The sequence below is a fragment of the Acinetobacter sp. V89_7 genome, assembly GCF_029967895.1.
Classification (GTDB): domain Bacteria; phylum Pseudomonadota; class Gammaproteobacteria; order Pseudomonadales; family Moraxellaceae; genus Acinetobacter; species Acinetobacter soli.
Map to the genome: position 1 here is coordinate 359,382 of NZ_JASCAJ010000017.1, position 21,290 is coordinate 380,671.

A 21,290-nucleotide genomic window follows, 5' to 3' on the forward strand; every position below is an offset into this window, starting at 1 on the left:
CAATCAACACTTTGATGATAAGCACACAAAACACTGAGGTAGATTGTGCAGTGGTATTAAGGGAAAAGATGATTGAAGGTGATCTCTATTCGATCATTCATGAAGAGATGAGATATTCAATCTCTTCATGCTTATTTTGAGTAAAATAGAATTTAAGGCTTGGCAAACCAGTCTTTTTCAAACTTACCATGTTTTAATCGATAAAGCGAAAGCCCATAACGAAGATTATTATGAGCTGCATCTTTGACAAATCCAGTATCTTTCCCAAGAGAATAAAGAAATGCATCGATCAGCAGTAGAGTGAAGTCGATAAACCACCAAAACCCCAGCCCACCTAGCGTAATTAATTTTAAAAAACCACTCAGTTTTTTTCCAAGATAGAAGCGATCTAGCCCTAGAATTCCAAAGAACATGGCAAGAATAAGAGCAACAATTCGATTTTTCTTTTTCATCGTTATTACCATCTATAAATCATCGTGTAAAAATTCATCATTTTAATAATAAAAAAAGCATGCTAAAAAGCATGCTTTTTTTGTGAAGCAAAAATTACTCAGATACGATTGTAACGAGAACTTCTGCAACAACATCATGGTGCAATTGGATTGCGATGTTGAATTCACCAGTGTGACGAAGCGCACCGTTTGGTAGGCGTACTTCAGCACGGTCAACTGCAAGACCAGCATTTGTTAATGCGTCTGCAATATCACGAGTACCGATTGAACCGAATAGTTTACCTTCGTCACCAGCTTTCGCAGTGATTACGATGTTAACTTCGTTCAATTGATCAGCACGTGCTTGAGCAGAAGACAAAACTTCAGCTTCTTGTTTTTCAAGTTCAGCACGACGAGCTTCAAAAGCAGCAGTGTTTGCTTCGGTTGCAGCAACAGCTTTACCCTGAGGGATCAAGAAGTTACGGCCATAACCAGCTTTAACTGATACTTTGTCACCAAGTTTACCTAGGTTTTTAATGCGTTGTAATAAGATAACGTCCACAGCTCACCTCACTTATGGTTGTCAGTGTACGGAATCAAAGCCAAGTAACGAGCTTGTTTGATCGCAAGCGCGAGTTGACGTTGATAACGAGCTTTAGTACCAGTGATACGGCTAGGAACGATCTTGCCGTTTTCAGTGATGTACTGTTTTAAAGTGTCGATATCTTTGTAGTCGATGTACGCAACATTCTCAGCTGTAAAGCGGCAGAACTTGCGACGACGGTAAAAACGTGCCATTGATGTTCTCCTTAAGCTTCAGCAGATTCTTGAGCTTGTTGTGCTTCTTCACGTTGAGCTTTACGCGCACGTTTTTCTTCAGCACTTTTAGCAAGTAAAGATTCTTCAGTGATTGCGTTTTCACGACGGATAATGATGTTACGAATAATTGCATCGTTATAACGGAACAATTCTTCAAGCTCATCAAGAGTCGTTTGACCACATTCAACATTCATTAGAATGTAGTGTGCTTTATGAATCTTGTTAATTGGGTAAGCCAATTGACGACGGCCCCAATCTTCTAGACGGTGAATTTGACCTTCAGCTTCTTTAATTTGTGAGATATAGCGTTCAACCATACCCACAACTTGATCGCTTTGGTCTGGATGTACCAAGAGTACGATTTCGTAGTGACGCATTGTCAGCTCCTTACGGTTTAAACAGCCCCTAACCATATTGTGGTCAGAAGCAAGGAGTCATAGCTTAAAAAGCCATGTCGCAAAATAGCGAGGCTAGATTATAAAGAATAACGGTATTGAAAACAAATGAATTAGCAAAAACGACGTGATTTATTTCTGATGATATATAAAATAATCCTCTCTTATTAAAAGAGAGGAAGATTTGGAGCAGGGGACTGATAACTAAAACTAAAGCTTAAGCTCAATAACGTAATCAAAATTACAGAAAAGAGAAACAAACGCTTTGCCCAGAGTTGATCGTTTTCTGCCTTGAAACCAATAATCGACAAATATAACCAGTATGCACTGAGTGCATTAAAGGTGATCAGGAAGAAAATATTGGTATAGCCAAAACAGTACAGTCCATTTAAAACCGCCGCAAAAAGTACAATGTAAATTAAACATTCCACTTTGGTTCGAAAGACGCTACGTGCAACAGGAAGAATGGGAATCCCAGCATTTTTGTAGTCATCAAATCGATAAATCGCAATGGCCCAAGAATGAGGCATTTGCCACAGCGCATAAGCCAAAAATACAAGCAATGCCGCAACATCAAATTGCTGACTCACTGCCGTGTAACCAATAACCGGCGGACATGCTCCAGAGACACTGCCAATGATAGTCTGATGAATAGATGTGCGCTTCGTCCAAAGACTATAAAGCACCACATAAACAACAAAACCAATAAAAGCAAATGCAAATGAATACGGATTTACCCAAAACCATAAAATACCAAACCCAATTAAACCTAAAGCCAAGGCAAAAATGAGTGCAGTAGTAGGAGAAATGGTTTTTTTCACTAAGGCACGATTTTGTGTACGCTCCATTTTCTGGTCGATATCTTGATCAATCACATTATTGACCACACAACCAGAGGCGACAACAAAAGTGGTTCCTAGAAGAGTAAGGATAAGTAAAAGGAAATCTACATGGCCTTGGGCGGCTAAAAAGAAGCCGCCCAAGGTGGTAATGAAATTACCAAACAGAATTCCTGGTTTTGTCAGGAATAAATACTTTTTCAGCATGACAATCAGTTTAGATCATCATGTTGAAATGAAGGTAATTCATGATCCATACCGAACCGACTAGCAAGATAGCAATCGTTAAAATGGTATAGATAAATGCAATAAGATTCCAGCGTTGTTCAGATGAGGTATTCATGTGTAAAAAGAACACAAGTTGAACCAATACCTGAGCAACGGCAGTAATACCGATTACAGTCATGAGTAGGCCACGACCAAACCCTCCAGCCATAACCATTCCAAACGGAATAATGGTTAACACGACTGATAGGATGAATCCAATCGTGTATTGCTTGAAGTTACCATGTGAAGCGCCAGAAGCATTATGATCATGACTCATTAGAGAACTCCCATTAGGTAAACGATACTGAATACACAGATCCATACGATATCAAGGAAGTGCCAGAACAAGCTTAGACAAGCAAGACGACGGGTGTTTGGTAAAGTGAGGCCTTGTGTCTTGATTTGATACATCAAAACAAGCATCCACACCAAGCCAGAAGTTACGTGAATACCGTGCGTACCTACTAAGGTAAAGAACGCAGATAAGAACGCACTTGTGCTCGGACCATGTCCAGCGTGAACTAAATGATGAAATTCATAAAGTTCCATACCAATGAACGATGCACCAAAAATGAAGGTGACAAAAAGCCATACAATCACTTGGTTGACGTTCTTTTTGTATGATGCAAGAACCGCAAAACCAAACGTTACAGATGAGATCAAGAGGGCAAATGTTTCAGTTAAAACAAAACCTAATGATTCACTGAACAAATCGTGTGCTGTTGGTGTGCCTGGTGGAACATGGCTGCTCAATACAGCGAACGCGATGAAGAGTGTACCGAATAAAATCAAGTCACTCATCAAGTATGTCCAAAAACCAAAGACCGTTAAGTCCGTATCATCATGTTCATGATGATCGTCGTGTCCATGGTTTTCGTGATGAAGTACTTCAGCCATTTACTTAGTCCTTCTTCAAGTGTTTTTCAAGTAACGCGTAACGTTCGTTTTCGATACGCTCAACTTCAGCAGCAGGTACGTAGTAATCCACTTCTTTTGTGAATGAACTGCGAATCAGGCTTACAACTGAAGCAATAAACGTTACTGCTACTAGCCACCAGATGTGCCAGATAAGTGCAAAGCCCATAGCGCTGATAAACATCGCCATAACAAAGCCAGCTGCACGGTCTGTTGGCATATGAATGTCTTCATATTTAGTCGGGCGTGCATACGCTACACCGTTTTCTTTGTCAGTCCAGAACGTGTCAATACCACGGATTTCAGGAATTTTAGCAAAGTTATAAAACGGAGCAGGAGAAGAGGTAGACCACTCGAGCACACGACTATCCCATGGATCGCCTGTATGGTCCATGTTTTGATGACGTTGTAGGAAACCTACAATAATTTGCATCAAGAAACATGCAATACCGATTGCAACAAGCACGGCACCAAAGAGTGCAATAGCCAAGTAAGGGTCCCATTCAGGGTTGTCATATGTATTCAAACGACGAGTCATACCCATGAAACCAAGGATATAAAGCGGCATGAATGCAAAATAGAAACCAAAGAACCAGAACCAGAACGCTGCTTTGCCCCAAGCTTCATTAAGCTTCCAGCCAAACATTTTTGGCCAGTAGAAAATGATACCTGCAAACATACCAAATACCACACCACCAATAATAACGTTATGGAAGTGAGCGATAAGGAACAGGGAGTTGTGAACCAAGAAGTCTGCTGGCGGTACAGCCATAAGAACACCGGTCAGACCACCAATACCAAAGGTAACCAAGAAGCCGATTGTCCAAAGCATTGGCGTTTCGAAAGTGATACGACCTTTATACATGGTAAATAACCATGAGAAGATTTTCACACCAGTCGGAATTGCAATGACCATGGTCATGATACCGAAGAATGCGTTAACGTTGGCACCAGCACCCATAGTAAAGAAGTGGTGTAACCAAACGACGAACGCAAGCACAGTAATTGCAATTGTTGCATACACCATTGATTTGTAACCAAAAAGTGTCTTGCGGGAGAACGTTGCAACAATTTCTGAATACAAACCAAATGCTGGAAGTACCAAGATATATACTTCAGGGTGACCCCATGTCCAGATCAAGTTCACATATAGCATTGGGCTACCGCCAAGCTCGTTTGTGAAGAAATGGAAGCCAAAGTAACGGTCAAGCGTTAGCATAGCTAGAGTTGCTGTTAGCACAGGGAATGCAGCAATAATCAGTACCGCAGTACACAAAGATGTCCAGGTAAAGATTGGCATGTCCATAAGTTTCATGCCTGGTGCACGCATTTTAATGATGGTAACAAAGAAGTTAACACCAGATAAAAGTGTACCTAAACCAGAAACCTGAAGCGCCCAGATATAGTAATCAACACCTACGCCTGGTGAATACTGAATACCAGATAGAGGCGGGTAAGCCATCCAACCTGTTGCAGCAAACTCACCAAGTACAAGCGAAGCCATCATCAGGCCAGCCGCACCAGCAAATAACCAGAAGCTTAAAGAGTTAAGCAAAGGGAATGCTACGTCACGTGCACCAATCTGTAGTGGAACAGAAATGTTCATCATACCCACTACAAGACCCATCGCCACGAAGAAAATCATGATCACACCGTGTGCGGTAAAGATCTGATCGTAGTGGTCTGGATGCAAGTAACCTTCACCACCGCCACGGGCGAGGAAAAGTTGAAGACGCATCATGATCGCATCTGCGAAACCACGCAAAAGCATGATCACGGATACGATGATATACATGATACCAATCTTTTTATGGTCTACAGTTTTAAACCATACATTCCAGAGGTATCCCCACTTTTTAAAGTAAGTGATCCCGCCAAAAACAGCAATTGCACCAATTGCCATAATGACCATGGTAACGAGTACAATCGGCTCTGTTGGAATAGAATCCCAACCCAGTTTGCCAAAAATCATATCCATGTCTTATTCCCCTTGAGCAGCGTGTGGAGCTGCAGCATGAGTGTCTGCCGTTGCATGTCCAGCAGAGTGATCAGCACCATGATAGTTACTCATGTAACGATTGATAACTGTTTCAAACAATTTAGGTTCAACCGAAGAGTAATATGTCACAGGGTGTGGCTTGTTCGGGAACGGCTTCATCGCTTCAGCTTTCGCAAGAGCTTCTTCATCACCAGCAGCTTTGGCACGATTGACTAAAGCTTCGATCTGGTGTTTAGAGCGGTCACCGTCTTTAAGCGCAGCAAGTTCTGGTTGATCAAGAAGACCTTTTTGAACAGCGGCAGGATTAATTGTATTACCCTTACCAGCTTTTACTGCTTCAACCCATTGAGCAAATTCAGCGTCAGTTACACTGTGCGCTTTAAAACGCATTTGTGAGAAACCGTAACCTGAGTAGTTTGATGATATACCGCGGAATACACCAGTTTCATCAGCTTGCAAATGCAAATGAGTTTGCATGCCCGCCATTGCATAAATCTGTCCGCCTAACTGTGGAATGAAGAACGAGTTCATCGTAAAGTTAGAGGTGATTTTGAAGCTTAATGGAGTTTTTTCTGGGAAACGTACTTCATTAACCGTTGCAATATTTTGTTCAGGATAGATAAAAATCCACTTAAACTGTTCAGCAATAACCTGAATAGTCAAAGGTGCTTTATCTGAATCCAGAGGGCGGTATGGGTCATACTTGTGGGAACCCCACCAAGTTAACCAAGCTAGAATACCAATAATAATGACTGGAACACCCCATACCACAATCTCGATTGCAGTTGAATGTGCCCATGTAGGTTTATAGTCTGCATCTTTATTCGACGCGCGATATTTCCAACTAAACCACAGTGCCATGATAATTGATGGGATAACCACCAATAACATTAGGTAGATCGCAGTCATCATGAGGTCGCCTTGACCCTGACCCACTGGACCTTTTGAGTTTAGAAGTACCATATCACCACCACACCCTGTTAAAAGTGCGGCAATCGTAGATAAAGACAATACAGCTAAAATCGTTTGTCTCATTTTACAACCTCGGTGAAGAGTCCCATTCCCGTTTGAAAAAACGGGATAGCGATAAAAGTGTCGCATGATTGAGAAGAATAATTTCTATGTAAAATAGAACATATTTCTCGATCATGAGACACTGCTACGTTGTAGGGCATTATGCCTGATAACGACAAACTAAGCTATACAAAAGTCGCTTTATATGCCTGTTGATAAACCTGAGTTTTTCACTCGGTTTAGCTTATTCTAGCGGTTTGACAGCAGGCACATCAAGCTCAAGAAATGAACTGCGCAGTGTAAATTTTAAGCGACAATTATTTAGAAATATCAATCACTTTTGTTTTTGCAAGACGGTCATGTAAGCTGTTGTTTCCTTTTGAGAAAAACAAAACGAGATCGGCAATAAACACGATGGCGATTAACGGAAATAGGCTCACGAATTGTGAAAGAATAATGAACAAGAAAGAGCGAATAAAAAATCCACGGAATTGGCCCACTAACTTGTTGGTTGTGGCGTCGACAATCTGTAATTTGAAAAGTTTCTTGCCGATCGATTGACCGCTTTTTGAGATCAAAAAGTTTTGAACAAACAGCAGCCCGAGGGTGTAGGCGAGTAAGACCATCGGAACCCAAGATGGCATATTGTTGGACATGGCTTCTGCGATCTTGATCTGTTCGTTCACATCAAAACTTTGTGCTTGCTGGATCAGGTCACGAGGTAAAAAAGCCAGTGTCACTAAAATCTGTGGCAATGTAAAAAGTAAGAGATCAACCAACTTCGCAGAAATACGCTTTCCTACTTTGGCTGGCGTGATGATCGCTTTGTTATTCACTTGAACGTGTTTGATCACATCATTGTGATGAATTTCTGCTGACGGTAATTCATACGCTTGAGTTTGTGGCATTTGTGGCTGATAAAAAAGTTTACCTTGCGTTAACTCACCTAAGGCTTTCCATTCGGTCATACCTTCATGCCAAGCTAAATCGGTTAAGAGCACCTGTTGACTCGCCAACATCTGATTCAGTTGTTCTAAGGTGTATGGGCCAGCTTGTTGATTATTGCGCGCCAAATAAATTTGCATAAGTCTTTAATCTCAACATCCAATGATGAAAAAAGACCCACGAATGGGCCTTTTTTACGAATAATTAGGCTTGCTTGATTTTTTCTTCTGCTAAGAAGAACCATGTATCAAGAACAGAATCTGGATTTAATGAAACAGACTCAATACCTTGCTCCATAAGCCATTTAGCTAGATCTGGATGGTCAGATGGGCCTTGTCCACAAATACCCACATATTTGCCTGCCTTACGACACGCATGAATAGCCATTGATAACAATGCCTTAACTGCTGGATCGCGCTCATCAAACAGATGAGAAACAATACCAGAGTCACGATCGAGTCCGAGCGTTAATTGAGTTAAATCGTTTGAACCAATCGAGAAACCATCAAAGTGCTCCAAGAATTGCTCGGCAAGTAGGGCATTGGTTGGCAATTCGCACATCATGATCACTTTAAGACCATTTTCACCACGCTTAAGACCATTGAGTGCCAAGAGTTCGATCACTCGTTTTGCTTCTGCAACAGTACGAACAAACGGAATCATAATCTGGATGTTGGTAAGACCCATTTCATCACGTGCTTTTTTCAATGCACGGCATTCAAGCTCGAAGCAGTCGCGGAAGTTGTCCGATACATAACGGCTTGCACCACGGAAGCCTAACATTGGGTTTTCTTCTTCTGGCTCGTAAAGCTTTCCGCCAATGAGGTTGGCATATTCGTTCGATTTAAAATCTGACATACGCACAATGACTGGCTTTTCAGCAAATGCAGCTGCCAAAGTAGAAATACCTTCAACCAGTTTTTCGACATAAAAATCGATTGGTGAAGTATAACCCGCAGTACGCGCCAGCACAGCAGCACGTGTTTCACGTGGCAAGCTGTCGATATTCAGTAACGCTTTCGGGTGAACACCAATCATACGGTTGATGATGAATTCAAGACGTGCAAGACCAATACCTTCGTTTGGAATTTGAGCAAAGTCAAATGCGCGGTCTGGGTTACCCACGTTCATCATGATTTTAAACGGTAGTTTTGGCATTGACTCAATCGAGTTGCGCTGTACTTCAAAGTCCAGTGCGCCTTCATAGATAAAGCCTGTGTCGCCTTCAGCACATGAAACAGTCACTTCCTGACCATCATTCAAGACTTCGGTCGCATTACCACAACCCACGATTGCAGGTACACCCAACTCGCGTGCAATAATTGCTGCGTGACATGTACGACCACCACGGTTGGTGATAATCGCCGCTGCGCGTTTCATCACTGGTTCCCAGTCTGGATCTGTCATGTCTGAAACCAGAACATCACCGTCTTGGACTTTATCCATTTCTTTGATCGACGTCACAATGCGAACTTTACCTGCGCCAATACGCTGACCAATCGAGCGACCTTCGCATACAACTGTTCCGCGTTGTTTGAGTAAGTAACGCTCCATTGTGCCTACATTTTGACGGCTTTTAACCGTTTCAGGACGCGCTTGAACGATATAAATCTGACCGTCATCTCCATCTTTGGCCCATTCAATATCCATTGGTGCGCCATAGTGAGATTCAATAATAAGTGCTTGTTTGGCTAATTCTTGTAGTTCGTGATCATTCAGTGCAAATTGCTGACGTTCTTGTTTCTCGACGTCAACCACAACTACAGACTTGCCTGCAGCGCCTTCGTCACCATAAATCATCTTTTGGTGTTTAGAACCAAGATTACGGCGTAATACAGCATGTTTACCGTTACGTATTAATGGTTTAGAAAGATAAAATTCGTCTGGATTGACAGCACCTTGTACAACCATTTCACCTAAGCCATATGAGGCTGTGATGAATACGACATCTCTGAATCCAGATTCTGTGTCTAGGGTAAACATTACGCCTGCAGCGCCAGTTTCTGAGCGAACCATGCGCTGAATACCAGCAGATAATGCCACAACATCGTGATCAAAACCTTGGTGAACACGATAGGCAATTGCACGGTCATTGTACAATGAAGCAAAAACTTCTTTGATGGCAATCAGAACATTGTCAATGCCACGAATATTCAGGAAGGTTTCTTGTTGGCCTGCAAAAGAAGCGTCAGGCAAGTCTTCAGCTGTAGCTGAAGAACGAACGGCAACCGCGATTTCCGGGTTGCCGTTTGACAAAGCACTAAATGCTTCGCGGACTTCTTTTTCAAATTCTGGCGTCAGAGGAGTTTCAATAATCCACTGACGAATTTTAGCACCTGACTGCGCTAGGGCATTCACGTCTTCTACATTTAACTGAGCAAGTTCTGCTTGAATTTTAGCGTTGAGTCCACTTTGATCGAGGAATTCACGATAAGCGCCAGCCGTAGTCGCGAAGCCACCTGGTACTGATACGCCAGCATTGGATAAGTGGCTGATCATTTCACCCAGAGATGAGTTTTTCCCACCTACAAGTTCGACGTCGTGCTTCCCTAATTTTTCTAGACCGATTACGCGCGCTTCCAATGTTTCTACTCCACATTTCCAGTATTTAGTACTATCTTGGCATGAAGACATGATTAAATGTCCTTAGGTTTTGATTTTACTAAGCGACAGTTATATAAGATCAGTTTACTATAAAGATTATATAGCACTAAGACAAATCTGTGAGGAGAATTTTGATGTCTGAAGGAAAACAAATTAAGCGCAGTGTGTTCTTTATTTCGGACGGAACTGCCATTACAGCAGAAACTCTCGGACATTCATTGCTTGCACAATTTCCTAACGTAGACTTTGATATTCATATCATGCCGTATATTGCAACAGAAGAAGCGGCTATGAACATTGTAGAGTCGATTAATCAATGCCAGTCGCGTGATGGAACCCTACCATTGGTATTTGATACTTTAGTCGATCCCAATGTACGTGAAATTATTAATACGGCTAAAGCCGTCAATCTAGATGTTTTTGAAGGGCTGATCAGTAAGCTTGAGCAAGAACTTGGAACGTCACCTACCACTTTAGTGGGTCAGACGCATGCAGTCACTGACTCGGAATATTATAAGGCACGTATCGATGCAGTGCATTTTGCACTAGACAATGATGATGGCGCATTGACACGACATTATGATAAAGCAGATATTATTTTAATCGGGGTATCGCGATCAGGTAAAACGCCTACATCGATCTACTTATCTTTGCAATTTGGTATTCGAGTTGCCAACTATCCATTGACAGAAGAAGATCTCGACGATAACCGCTTACCTAAAGTATTGAAAGAGCACAAAAACAAGCTATTTGGTTTAATGATTGATGCGGAACGTTTGGTCGCCATCCGAACAGAACGTAAAGCCAATAGTCGTTATGCCAGCTATAGTCAGTGTCAGATGGAGCTGCGTGCGGTGGAGGGAATTTTCATTTCAGAAGGCATTCCGTATTTAGATGTTTCTGAAATGTCGATTGAGGAAATTTCAACTCGCATTCTTCAAACGACGGGTTTAAAACGCCGAATTGGCTAATTTATTTTGATTTAAAAAAGAGAAATACAAAAAATGTATTTCTCTTTATCGTTGTTTTGTTTGACTTTACTCATTGAGTACTAAAATTAAAACTTGAAAAATTATGACAATAAGTGTACAAACCAAATGTAAATTGCGTCACATTTTAGTTTTATAATCTATCAAGGGTGGCAGTTACATTGACTTTTTTCATTCGTAAGTAGGAGAGATGCGTATGAATCTTATGACTCCACGTCATCTTGGCTGTTATGAACTTGATTCGAAAGTTGATCGTATTCGCTTGCACAAGACCGCTCATCACCTTGCGATTCATCCCTTGTCAGAAAATATCTCACACCAGCACAATGTTCATATTGAAGACGTCGCAGAACACAGCACTGAAATAGACGCCTTAACCGGTTTGCCAGATCAATCGGGATTTAATAAGAAACTTAATCTGATGATGAGAGAGTGTCAGATCAAACTTGATGAGTCGTTTGGATTAATTTTGTTTGATTTCGATTATTTTAATCAAATTAATAGTAATCATGGACATTTGGTTGGCGATCAAATCTTAAAAACGCTTGCAGAGCGAGTTCAACGCGTTTTACCGCAAGAAGTTTTCTTCACACGATTGGGTAGTGATGAGTTTGCATTACTTATTCCTCATATTCATTCTGATGCTTACCTCATTGAAACCTATGCACTGATTCATCAAGAAATTTCGAGACCAATTGAATATTTAGATCAGATTATAGAAAGTAATATTAGTGCAGGATGCGCCATTTATCCTCGTGATGTGACAGATACCATGAATGTTGTACAAGCTGCCAATATCGCATTGTGTCGCTTAAAACTTTCAGGGCGTGGTGGATACTGTATTTTTAAAAGTGAAATGCAAATTGAGCAAAATGTGATTGCACAACAATTCAATTGTGCCCGTTATATCTTAAGGCACAATCTAATTTGTCCTTTTTATCAGCCAAAGTTTAATTTAAAAAATGGTCAACTCATCGGTTTTGAAGCATTGCTGCGATGGTATGATCAGCATGATCAGCTTCAACTGCCCAGACGCATTAAAAATGCTTTTGAAGACTATAACCTTGCTAGCCGCTTGAGTGAAATCATGCAGCTACGTGTTTTTCGGGATATGGCCGAATGGATTGATCAAGGTTTAGATATGGTGCCTGTCTCGATTAATGCCGCACCCGTGGAATTTTTAAAAGATAATTATGCTGAACTTTTGCTTGATCGGTTAGATCGTTTCAATATTCCGCATTCTTTGGTAGAAATTGAAATTACTGAGCATCTTTTAGATGAACATGGCAAAGCCTATATTTCGCGTGCATTGAACAAGCTCAAACACGAGGGAATACGAATCGCACTAGACGATTTTGGTACAGGGCATTCATCTCTGACTCGTCTGGCAAATTTACCTGTGGATTGCCTAAAAATAGACTGTGATTTCGTGCAGCGTATGGAGCAAGAAAAACTCATTTTTGCGATTGTTCAATCGATCATCAGTATGAGCTCAAATTTGGGGATCGATGTGGTTGCCGAAGGCATTGAAAATGTTCACCAGCTAGAATTACTCAAACAACAAGGCTGTGAAATCGGGCAGGGCTTTTTGTTTAGCCATGCTTTGGCTCCTGCTGAAGCCAAAGCACTTTTATCATAATATAATTTAAGCTGCTTAGTTTGGCGCGTTCAGCCATGCATATTAGGCTACGCGTTTTTGATGTCCATTAGATAACTGAAATTATCCAAGCGTTTTTGCGTATCATAAATATCGCAGGTAAAAATAAATTCATCCACAGCGTATTGATCGACAAGTTGTTCAAGACCAGCTTTAACTCGTTCGACTGAACCAATTTGAGCCATACCAAAAAAGTTTTCTACGGAGAGTTTTTCTGCTGGCCCCCAAAGTAAATCCATTGAATCTACAGGTGGTTTAAGGCGCAGACTTTGACCTCGCATCAGTCCTAATATACGTTGATAAGCACTGGTTGCAAGATAGTTTGCTTCTTCATCCGTTTCTGCCACAACAGTCGGCACACCCATCGATACATACGGTTGGTCTAAATATTTTGAAGGCTGAAAATTATCACGATACAGTTGGATCGCCTGCCCGAGCATACGCGGTGCAAAGTGGGATGCAAATGAATACGGTAAGCCTAATTTTGCAGCCAATTGAGCACTAAATAAACTCGATCCGAGCAGCCAAACGGGAACATGGGTACTGTGCCCGGGTGTGGCAATAATGGATTGGTCTGGTTTTGGCGTATCAAAGTAGCGAAGAATCTCTGCAACATCCTGTGGAAATTGCTCTTCAGTTTCTTTATGCCCGCGGCGCAGCGCACGCATGGTCATTTGGTCGGTACCGGGAGCGCGGCCAAGTCCGAGTTCAATTCTGTCTGGATAAAGCGTTGCCAAGGTTCCAAACTGCTCTGCAACAACCAAAGGAGCATGATTGGGGAGCATAATACCGCCCGAACCGAGTCGAAGAGATTGTGTGTTTGCTGCGATATAGCCAATCATGACGGCCGTTGCAGAGCTAGCAATACCATCCATATTGTGATGTTCGGCAAGCCAAAAACGACGATAACCCAGCTGTTCTGCATGTTGTGCAAGTTGCAGGGCATGTTGCAAAGTAAACTGAATGCTTTTGTCGTCACGCACAGAAGCTAATTCGAGAATGGAAAACTGTGTATCTTTAAGCGACGTGATAGACATATCTACTCTCATATATCGATGTTTTTCGATATTATACGATATTTTATATCGATAAAAAACGATAAATAAAATTGACTTTGTAAATTTTTACAAACAAAAAAAGGCAGCATGTGAAATGCTGCCTTCGGTATCAGTAAAGATAAATTAGTAGCGACGGTGGTGACGGTGATGTTTTTTCCAGCCGCGATGATTACCATTGTCGTAATAACGCTCTTCGGCACGATCTTTAGAAATCTTGTTACCTAAAGCTGAACCACCTGCTGCACCTAAAGCTGCACCAATGTAACCGCCATTTGTGCCACCAACATTACGACCTACGGTATAACCACCAACACCACCTAAACCACCACCAATAGCAGAAGAGGTACGGTCACGACGGTTACTTGCGACGGCAGCACCACCAGCGCCACCCAATGCAGAACCAATCATGGCACCAGACTGACCGCCCATTTGTTTACCCAATGCAGTACCCACGACACTACCCAAAGCAGATGTTGCAGCGACACGTGTGGTATTGTCTGCATGTGCTGAAATGGCCATCATTGATGAACTCGCGATCACGGCACTCATTAACCAAGTTTTAATTTTCATTTTTAACTCCATGCCCCGTGTGTGGATACAGGACCTTCTATATTTCGTTGAAGTAAATGTAACAAGAGATGAGTCAAAAAGTGTGAAGACGATCATCCAGACTATTGCGATTTGGTGTGCAGATTGTGATGTTTTGTGTCATTACCCCTAAATATGAAGAACTTATTTAGTTTATTTGATGGAAATATACGCAATAAAGAAGCATTTTTTGTTTCAAGAAATTGATTTATATAAATTTAATCATTTTATTCATAGTTTGATTAATTTTTCATTAATAAGTAATTAAAGTTTTGAGGGATTGCTTTTCGTTTTTAGGTTATTCAAACCGTTTGATATTCCTTTATCAGTCTTGTGAATCATTAAAAAATAACTTGGTTTTTTCCTTACTGCGCAATCGCTATGTCTTTTACATAGGAGAGTCTGTAAACTATGCGCAATTTTTTATTCTTAGATGGTTTGTCAAGTCTTAGTCAGATTAAAGCTAACCAACCAGATTTATTGAGATTGTTCTTCTTATGAAAGAATCGCTACGTTTACGTTTAGATCAATTGTGTGATCGTCATGAAGAGCTGAATGCATTGTTGGCCGACGCCGAAGTTATTTCAGACAATAAACGCTTTCGAAAATTATCGCGTGAGCACAGTGACTTAAATGAGATTGTGCAGGTGTGGGGACAGTATCGTCAGGCTGAAGAAGACATTAAAACAGCAGAAGAAATGCTGGAAGATCCTGATTTTAAGGATATGGCACAAGAGGAGATCAAAGAAAACCGTGCTTTGATTGAAACGCTCGAGGGTCAGTTAAATATTTTGATGATCCCTAAAAATCCAAACGATGCCAATGCGGCTTATCTCGAAATTCGTGCAGGCACGGGTGGTGATGAAGCTGCGATTTTCTCTGGCGACTTGTTCCGTATGTACAGCAAATATGCCGAGACCCAAGGCTGGCGTATTGAAGTGTTGTCTGAAAATGAAGGCGAACATGGCGGCTATAAGGAAGTGATTTGCCGTGTCGATGGCGATAGCGTATATGGCCGTTTAAAATTTGAAAGTGGTGCGCATCGCGTACAACGTGTTCCGGCAACTGAATCTCAAGGCCGTGTGCATACCTCTGCCTGTACAGTTGCGATTTTGCCTGAAGTCGATGTAGACACTACCGTCGAAATTAATGCAGCCGATTTACGTATCGATACCTATCGTGCGTCGGGTGCCGGTGGTCAGCACGTCAACAAAACCGATTCGGCAGTGCGTATTACGCATATTCCAACGGGTGTTGTGGTTGAGTGTCAAGAAGAACGTTCACAGCATAAAAACAAGGCCAAGGCATTAGCACTATTGGCATCTCGTTTAGAAAATGCAAAACGTGCTGCGCAAGAAAGTGCGACCTCGGAAATGCGACGTGATTTGGTGGGATCGGGCGACCGTTCAGAACGTATTCGTACCTATAACTATCCGCAAGGTCGAATGACGGATCATCGTATCAATTTAACGCTTTATAAATTGGATGCCATTATGGAAGGTGATTTGACTGAATTACTCGATAGTTTGCATCGTGAATATCAAGCTGATCAATTGGCCATGTTGGCACAAGAGAATGGTGGTTGATGAATATTGCGCAAGCACTAAATTTGCGTGGTGAGCCTGACAGCTATGAACGGCAAGAGGCAATCTGGCTGCTTGAACATATTGTTCATCTTAGTGCGCTAGAGCTTAGAATGCGTTCGTTACAAGTATTGAGTTCAGAGCAAGAGCAAGCTTACCTTGAAGGCTTAGTCCGCTTGGCACAAGGTGAGCCATTGGCCTACATCACGGGTTCGCAGCCATTTTGGAGTCTGGATCTGATCGTGACTAAAGATACGCTAGTACCACGACCAGACACCGAAATCCTGATTGAAACGGTACTCGAATTGACCTTGCCCAAGCACAGTAACGTGGTTGATTTAGGAACAGGAACTGGCGCGATTGCGCTGTCTCTGGCAAAAGAGCGTCCAGACTGGCGCGTATTGGCGACAGATATTTATCAACCTACACTAGATATTGCCGCAAAAAATGCCCAGAAGCATCAGCTAGATAGGGTGGAGTTTGTGTGCGGTGCATGGTATGAGGCAATTCCCGCACAGCGATTTGATTTAATTGTATCTAATCCGCCCTATATTGATGCCGATGATGTGCACATGGAGCACTTGGCTACAGAACCACGTCGTGCCTTGGTTGCAGATCATCAGGGTTTGTCTGATCTTGAGCATATTATCAAGCAGGCACCTCAGTGGCTCAATGTTGATGGATGGTTGGTGCTCGAACATGGCTATGATCAAGGTAATGCGGTGCGGCAGATTTTTAATGCAGCAGGGTTTGCGCAGGTGCAAACAGTAAAAGATTATGGTGGAAATGACCGTATCAGTTTGGGTCAGATGAAGGGTTGAGTCTGCTGCCGATAGGCTCCTGGGCTCACACCAGTCCATTTTTTGAATGCACGATGAAATGCACTGGCTTCATGGAAGTTGAGTGCATCACTAATTTCTTGAATGCTTTGTTGTGTATGGGTCAATCGATCAATCGCAATATCGCAGCGGATATCATTTTTCAGCTGCTGATAGCTGGTATTTTCATTTTTTAATCGCCGTTGAATGGTGGCTTCTGATAAGCATAGCTGCTGTGCCAGTATTTTGAGTTCAGGCCAGCTCGACGGGTGTAGATGTATCAATTGCCTGCGAATAATAACACTCAGCGCATTTTCATTTTTATATTTGACCAGCAAATTATGCGGTACCTGTTCTAAAAAGGCATGTGCAGCTTTTTTATCTTTTTTTACTTTTAGCGTTAAATAACTCAGATCAATTTCAATGCAGTTGACCGTATCATCAAATACGATATTTTCACAGAATCGCACATAATAATCTTGCGGATATTCAGGTTGAGCGCATTTCACACGGATCTGATGAATCGGAATACGCTGATCTGAAATCCAACACAGCAAGCCATGAACCAACATGATATAGGTGGCATAGGTAAACATCCGTTTGATGTGTGTCTGGTCATCGAGATAAATATAAGCCTTGTGCTGGTCTATCTCGAGTCGTGCGCGAGTATCATCGAGAAGTAAATTGAAATAATCCAAAATAGTACGAAGCGCCATTTCTGTTGTGTCTGTCGAGATGATGAGGTAGCAAAGAAGTTTATAACTTCCATAACGCATTGGATGTGAGTCCATGCCAAAAAATTCATCATTCAGACATTTGGCAATTTCAATCCAGAGCTGCGCATAAGCCGATACTGAAATACGCGCCTTAGGATATGCCAGCAATTCAGGTGAAATACCTGCACGTAGAGCAATTTGATCGATAAAAATGCCACGTACGAGGGCGACACTCAGGGCTTCATTGACGAGTGCGATTGAAATAGTACCTTTGGTGTGTTGCATCGTCACGTTTTGAATATCCCATATCTGAAAAAGCCACATTGAACGTTCTAATTCACTGGCCAAATACCTCAGTACAATTGAGGTGTTTTGAAATTGTACTTCGGTTCGTTCGATTTTAACCTGTAAGTGTGAATTCGCAATAAGCATTCAGTAGGTAAAAATAGCAATGAAAGTTAAGGATAAGCATTTTATTGTGACGGGTGCGGCTTCTGGTTTAGGGGCTGCAACGGCAGAGTATTTAATTGCTCAGCAAGCCCATGTGAGTTTGATTGATATGAATCTCGAGGCCGGAGAGGCCACAGCAGCCCGTCTGGGTAAAGGTGCTCAGTTTTTTCAGCTCGATGTAACGAGTGAAAATGAAGTACAACGTTTTTTTGAGGAGTATCTTCACCAGCATGCCGCGCTACATGGTCTGATCAATTGCGCAGGGATTGGCCCTTCAGCCAAAGTGGTGGGAAAAGACGGCCTGCATGATCTCGCATTATTTCAAAAAGTGATGAATATTAATGTCACGGGTTCATTCAATATGTTGCGCTTTGCGGCAGATGCCATGCTAAAACAGACCGATCCGCTACATGATGAAGATCGTGGCTTGATTATTAATACAGCGTCTGTTGCTGCATTTGATGGTCAAATTGGACAAGCTGCTTATGCGGCATCAAAAGGTGCAATTGTTTCCATGACCTTGCCGATTGCACGTGAACTTGCACGACATGCAATACGTGTAGTTACGATTGCTCCTGGCATTATGGAAACACCCATGCTAAAAGCAATGCCTCAGCAGGTACAGGATGCACTGGGCCAGATGGTACCGTATCCCTCAAGACTCGGGCGGCCAGAGGAATTTGCAGCACTGGCTGGTCATATTATAGAAAATAGCTATATCAATGGTGAAGTGATTCGACTCGATGGCGCGATTCGAATGGCTCCGAAGTAGAGCCTAAACTAGGTATGAAACGATTTAGTGGATGAGTGAAGAGGAAGAGGGAGTCATACACTTCTTAACCACGACAACAAAAACAAAAAAGCCGTATGGAAAACAGATTGATAACTGTCAGCAAAATGGAAGAGCGAGACGATAAAAATGAAAACATTAGCACAGGCATATGCAGAATTTGATCTAGATCAACTGATAGAGCAACAGCTTCATGGCTCGGCACAACACATCAATGCCTTTGATGAATGTTGTGGCCGATATATTGGACAACACAAAACAGCGCTGATTTGGGAAGGAAAACATGGCCAAGTTGAACACTATACCTTTGAGCAGCTCGATCTACGTTCAGCACAATTGGCCAATTTTTTTAAAAGTCAAAATATTCGTGTTGGTGACAGTATTGCAGGGTTATTGCCTCGAACACCCGAGCTTTTAATCACAATTTTGGCCACATGGCGAATTGGTGCCATTTATCAGCCCTTATTTACTGCGTTTGAATCTAAAGCCATACAGCATCGAATCGAAACTGCAAATACTCAGCTAATCGTTACACATGCCGAACATCTGCATAAACTGAATCAGCTTAATTTGGACTCGATATTAGTGGTAGATGCAAGTAATGAGCCAAATCAAAATCTGCCAGATTTCTGGACAACGCTGAATCGCTTTGAGTCGGTCTGTCCGGTTGAATATCGAACATTTGAAGATGACTTTTTACTCATGTTCACTTCGGGAACCACAGGGCTAGCCAAATCGGTTCCTGTGCCACTTAAAGCCATTTTGGCATTTAAAGGTTATTTGCAACATGCTGTAGATTTGAGAGCGGAAGATGCATTTTGGAATTTAGCAGATCCAGGCTGGGCTTACGGATTGTATTATGGAATTACGGGCCCGTTAAGTATGGGACATCGCATCCTCTTGGATGAACAGCCGTTTAGTGTCGATCGTGCAGTAACATTACTTCAGAAATATCAGATTAACAATTTAACAGGCTCTCCTACAGCATTTCGGATGTTCTTTGGCTTTAAAGAAAAATTTGATGCACAAATTGCACAACATTTAAGAGTGGTAAGTAGTGCAGGAGAGCCGCTGACGCCTGAAGTGATCCACTGGTTTAAAGAATATCTTCAGGTCGATATCTATGACCAGTATGGGCAAACTGAATTGGGTATGGTGATTGGTAATCATCATGCACTTCATCATGAAGACAAGATCGGATCGGCTGGTTTTGCGATACCTGGACATCGTTTTGCTGTTTTAAATGAACAATTGCAAGAACTTGAAAAGGGCGGTGTTGGTATGTTGGCGATTGATTGGACACAATCGCCACTCATGTGGTTTAAAGGTTATGCAGGTACAAATCGAAAATCATTTAAAGGTAATTATTATTTAACTGGAGATACTGTTCAACTCAATGAGTTGGGAGGAATCGATTTTGTCGGGCGTGCAGACGATGTCATTACAACGTCTGGTTATCGTGTTGGCCCATTTGATGTAGAAAGTACCTTACTCGAATGTGAAGAAGTGCTTGAGTCTGCAGTGATTGGTAAGCCTGATGCTGCACGCACTGAAATTGTGAAAGCGTTTGTGGTGCTTAAACCACAGCACCTTGCTTCAGATGCTTTGAAAGAAAAGCTTCAGATGTATGTTCGTGGTCGATTATCAAAGCATGCCTATCCTAAAGAGATTGAATTCATGGCAGCTTTGCCCAAAACCGTTAGCGGAAAAATTCAACGTGGCGTGCTCAAACAGCAAGAAATCGACAAAATGCAGATGCATGCTTTAATCAGTTAGGTTTAAAAAAAGCAGGTTGCGCCGTGGCTCAACCTGCTTTGAAGTATTTATTTATCGGTTTTTACTTCATCGCCAATGGTGTAAAACGTTCCACCAGCGATGTAATGCAAACTTTTCAGTTGTGGATCGGCATCATCAAAATACCAATGTCCATCGCGAAATACACGATCATCTGCCCATGCACCTAAAACTGAGCCAATGAATAGATCATGTTCTTGCTGGTTGTGGGGTTCTGGAATAAGTTTACACACTAACCAGGCGATACAACCTTCAACAAGTGGTACATCTAGCCCATCCTGATAAAAAAGTTTGGTTCCACATTGCTCAAGTTTATTGGGTTCATTAAATAAGCTCAATGTGCCCAGTTCTTTGGTCATATCAATTTGAGCAAGACAAGGAATCTGTAACGCAAAATAACCGCTTTCCTCAACCAGTTGACGCGTTCGTGTACTTTTATCTAAGACTACGGTCACTTTTGCGGGTGAAAATTCAAGTGCACAGGCCCATGAGGCAGCCATGACATTTTCTGTATCTCCCGACTTTGCAGACACCAATACGGTTGGACCATGATTAAGCAAGCGATATGATTTAGGTAATTCAACCGATTGAATGTGTGTATTATGATGCATAAAAAATT

General features: G+C 42.0%; 21 protein-coding genes. 6 read left to right on the forward strand and 15 right to left on the reverse strand.

Annotated elements, in window-relative coordinates; genetic code table 11:
* Positions 1–152 precede the first annotated feature (152 nt).
* From QLG00_RS02920 to ppsA, 11 genes are all read right to left on the reverse strand, one after another.
* Positions 153–452 (reverse strand): TM2 domain-containing protein, encoded by a 300-nt coding sequence (locus QLG00_RS02920; protein WP_004938907.1) that lies wholly within the window; start codon positions 450–452, stop codon positions 153–155.
* Positions 453–546: 94 nt separating this feature from the next.
* A complete protein-coding gene (rplI, locus tag QLG00_RS02925) occupies positions 547–993 on the reverse strand; it encodes a 50S ribosomal protein L9 (RefSeq protein WP_004938905.1) in 447 nt (148 codons plus the stop codon).
* Between the two features lie 8 nt (positions 994–1,001).
* Positions 1,002–1,229: a 30S ribosomal protein S18 gene (gene rpsR / locus QLG00_RS02930; protein WP_004928375.1), complete on the reverse strand. Its 228-nt coding sequence runs from the start codon at positions 1,227–1,229 to the stop codon at positions 1,002–1,004.
* An 11-nt stretch (positions 1,230–1,240) separates the two neighbouring features.
* On the reverse strand, positions 1,241–1,627 hold the full coding sequence (rpsF, locus tag QLG00_RS02935; protein ID WP_004938902.1) for a 30S ribosomal protein S6: 387 nt from the start codon (positions 1,625–1,627) through the stop codon (positions 1,241–1,243).
* Between the two features lie 185 nt (positions 1,628–1,812).
* Entirely contained in the window at positions 1,813–2,691 is an 879-nt protein-coding gene (gene cyoE / locus QLG00_RS02940; RefSeq protein WP_151745947.1) for a heme o synthase, read from the reverse strand.
* Between the two features lie 10 nt (positions 2,692–2,701).
* Entirely contained in the window at positions 2,702–3,028 is a 327-nt protein-coding gene (locus QLG00_RS02945) for a cytochrome o ubiquinol oxidase subunit IV (protein WP_004938898.1), read from the reverse strand.
* Positions 3,028–3,648 carry a cytochrome o ubiquinol oxidase subunit III gene (cyoC, locus tag QLG00_RS02950; protein WP_004938897.1) on the reverse strand — a complete coding sequence of 207 codons (621 nt, stop codon included), beginning with the start codon at positions 3,646–3,648 and terminating at the stop codon, positions 3,028–3,030. Before cyoC ends, QLG00_RS02945 begins: the two co-directional genes overlap by 1 nt.
* Before the next feature lie 4 nt (positions 3,649–3,652).
* A complete protein-coding gene (gene cyoB, locus QLG00_RS02955; RefSeq protein WP_004938895.1) occupies positions 3,653–5,644 on the reverse strand; it encodes a cytochrome o ubiquinol oxidase subunit I in 1,992 nt (663 codons plus the stop codon).
* Between the two features lie 3 nt (positions 5,645–5,647).
* Complete coding sequence (gene cyoA, locus QLG00_RS02960; protein WP_004938892.1) at positions 5,648–6,700, reverse strand: ubiquinol oxidase subunit II; 1,053 nt, start codon at positions 6,698–6,700, stop codon at positions 5,648–5,650.
* A gap of 296 nt (positions 6,701–6,996) precedes the next feature.
* Positions 6,997–7,764, reverse strand: a complete 768-nt coding sequence (locus tag QLG00_RS02965) for an RDD family protein (RefSeq protein ID WP_004938891.1) — start codon at positions 7,762–7,764, stop codon at positions 6,997–6,999.
* A 64-nt stretch (positions 7,765–7,828) separates the two neighbouring features.
* Positions 7,829–10,258: a phosphoenolpyruvate synthase gene (ppsA, locus tag QLG00_RS02970; protein ID WP_171249908.1), complete on the reverse strand. Its 2,430-nt coding sequence runs from the start codon at positions 10,256–10,258 to the stop codon at positions 7,829–7,831.
* 104 nt (positions 10,259–10,362) lie between these two features.
* Between ppsA and QLG00_RS02975 the strand changes: the two genes are divergently transcribed.
* Both QLG00_RS02975 and QLG00_RS02980 read left to right on the forward strand, forming a co-directional pair.
* Positions 10,363–11,199 (forward strand): pyruvate, water dikinase regulatory protein, encoded by an 837-nt coding sequence (locus QLG00_RS02975; protein ID WP_004938884.1) that lies wholly within the window; start codon positions 10,363–10,365, stop codon positions 11,197–11,199.
* 214 nt (positions 11,200–11,413) lie between these two features.
* Complete coding sequence (locus QLG00_RS02980) at positions 11,414–12,856, forward strand: bifunctional diguanylate cyclase/phosphodiesterase (RefSeq protein ID WP_282470474.1); 1,443 nt, start codon at positions 11,414–11,416, stop codon at positions 12,854–12,856.
* Positions 12,857–12,903: 47 nt separating this feature from the next.
* Here QLG00_RS02980 and QLG00_RS02985 read toward each other — a convergent pair whose 3' ends face one another.
* Complete coding sequence (locus tag QLG00_RS02985; RefSeq protein WP_025094470.1) at positions 12,904–13,905, reverse strand: LLM class flavin-dependent oxidoreductase; 1,002 nt, start codon at positions 13,903–13,905, stop codon at positions 12,904–12,906.
* A gap of 150 nt (positions 13,906–14,055) precedes the next feature.
* Positions 14,056–14,502 carry a glycine zipper domain-containing protein gene (locus QLG00_RS02990; protein ID WP_004938874.1) on the reverse strand — a complete coding sequence of 149 codons (447 nt, stop codon included), beginning with the start codon at positions 14,500–14,502 and terminating at the stop codon, positions 14,056–14,058.
* Positions 14,503–15,017: 515 nt separating this feature from the next.
* Between QLG00_RS02990 and prfA the strand changes: the two genes are divergently transcribed.
* The gene (gene prfA / locus QLG00_RS02995) at positions 15,018–16,106 is read left to right on the forward strand and encodes a peptide chain release factor 1 (protein ID WP_282470475.1); all 1,089 of its coding nucleotides are present in this window, start codon (positions 15,018–15,020) and stop codon (positions 16,104–16,106) included.
* Positions 16,106–16,924 carry a peptide chain release factor N(5)-glutamine methyltransferase gene (gene prmC / locus QLG00_RS03000; protein WP_208476591.1) on the forward strand — a complete coding sequence of 273 codons (819 nt, stop codon included), beginning with the start codon at positions 16,106–16,108 and terminating at the stop codon, positions 16,922–16,924. The genes prfA and prmC overlap by 1 nt, the downstream gene beginning before the upstream one ends.
* Here the strand turns inward: prmC and QLG00_RS03005 are convergent.
* On the reverse strand, positions 16,909–17,922 hold the full coding sequence (locus QLG00_RS03005) for an AraC family transcriptional regulator (RefSeq protein ID WP_171402657.1): 1,014 nt from the start codon (positions 17,920–17,922) through the stop codon (positions 16,909–16,911). The two genes, prmC and QLG00_RS03005, sit on opposite strands and share 16 nt — an antisense overlap.
* 166 nt (positions 17,923–18,088) lie before the next feature.
* Between QLG00_RS03005 and QLG00_RS03010 the strand changes: the two genes are divergently transcribed.
* Positions 18,089–18,859, forward strand: coding sequence for a 3-hydroxyacyl-CoA dehydrogenase (locus tag QLG00_RS03010; protein WP_282470476.1), 771 nt, complete (start codon positions 18,089–18,091; stop codon positions 18,857–18,859).
* A gap of 147 nt (positions 18,860–19,006) precedes the next feature.
* Positions 19,007–20,653: an AMP-binding protein gene (locus QLG00_RS03015; protein WP_282470477.1), complete on the forward strand. Its 1,647-nt coding sequence runs from the start codon at positions 19,007–19,009 to the stop codon at positions 20,651–20,653.
* A gap of 47 nt (positions 20,654–20,700) precedes the next feature.
* On the opposite strand, the gene QLG00_RS03020 is transcribed toward QLG00_RS03015, so the two are convergent.
* The gene (locus tag QLG00_RS03020; RefSeq protein ID WP_282470478.1) at positions 20,701–21,282 is read right to left on the reverse strand and encodes a flavin reductase family protein; all 582 of its coding nucleotides are present in this window, start codon (positions 21,280–21,282) and stop codon (positions 20,701–20,703) included.
* Positions 21,283–21,290: the final 8 nt, after the last annotated feature.

Bases quoted from the DNA above. Each gene is read 5' to 3' on its own strand.
- QLG00_RS02920 (WP_004938907.1), bottom strand. From the start codon at position 452: ATGAAAAAGAAAAATCGAATTGTTGCTCTTATTCTTGCCATGTTCTTT.
- rpsR (WP_004928375.1), bottom strand. From the start codon at position 1,229: ATGGCACGTTTTTACCGTCGTCGCAAGTTCTGCCGCTTTACAGCTGAG.
- rpsF (WP_004938902.1), bottom strand. From the start codon at position 1,627: ATGCGTCACTACGAAATCGTACTCTTGGTACATCCAGACCAAAGCGAT.
- cyoE (WP_151745947.1), bottom strand. From the start codon at position 2,691: ATGCTGAAAAAGTATTTATTCCTGACAAAACCAGGAATTCTGTTTGGT.
- QLG00_RS02945 (WP_004938898.1), bottom strand. From the start codon at position 3,028: ATGAGTCATGATCATAATGCTTCTGGCGCTTCACATGGTAACTTCAAG.
- cyoC (WP_004938897.1), bottom strand. From the start codon at position 3,648: ATGGCTGAAGTACTTCATCACGAAAACCATGGACACGACGATCATCAT.
- cyoB (WP_004938895.1), bottom strand. From the start codon at position 5,644: ATGGATATGATTTTTGGCAAACTGGGTTGGGATTCTATTCCAACAGAG.
- cyoA (WP_004938892.1), bottom strand. From the start codon at position 6,700: ATGAGACAAACGATTTTAGCTGTATTGTCTTTATCTACGATTGCCGCA.
- QLG00_RS02965 (WP_004938891.1), bottom strand. From the start codon at position 7,764: ATGCAAATTTATTTGGCGCGCAATAATCAACAAGCTGGCCCATACACC.
- ppsA (WP_171249908.1), bottom strand. From the start codon at position 10,258: ATGTCTTCATGCCAAGATAGTACTAAATACTGGAAATGTGGAGTAGAA.
- QLG00_RS02975 (WP_004938884.1), top strand. From the start codon at position 10,363: ATGTCTGAAGGAAAACAAATTAAGCGCAGTGTGTTCTTTATTTCGGAC.
- QLG00_RS02980 (WP_282470474.1), top strand. From the start codon at position 11,414: ATGAATCTTATGACTCCACGTCATCTTGGCTGTTATGAACTTGATTCG.
- QLG00_RS02990 (WP_004938874.1), bottom strand. From the start codon at position 14,502: ATGAAAATTAAAACTTGGTTAATGAGTGCCGTGATCGCGAGTTCATCA.
- prfA (WP_282470475.1), top strand. From the start codon at position 15,018: ATGAAAGAATCGCTACGTTTACGTTTAGATCAATTGTGTGATCGTCAT.
- prmC (WP_208476591.1), top strand. From the start codon at position 16,106: ATGAATATTGCGCAAGCACTAAATTTGCGTGGTGAGCCTGACAGCTAT.
- QLG00_RS03005 (WP_171402657.1), bottom strand. From the start codon at position 17,922: ATGCAACACACCAAAGGTACTATTTCAATCGCACTCGTCAATGAAGCC.
- QLG00_RS03010 (WP_282470476.1), top strand. From the start codon at position 18,089: ATGAAAGTTAAGGATAAGCATTTTATTGTGACGGGTGCGGCTTCTGGT.
- QLG00_RS03015 (WP_282470477.1), top strand. From the start codon at position 19,007: ATGAAAACATTAGCACAGGCATATGCAGAATTTGATCTAGATCAACTG.
- QLG00_RS03020 (WP_282470478.1), bottom strand. From the start codon at position 21,282: ATGCATCATAATACACACATTCAATCGGTTGAATTACCTAAATCATAT.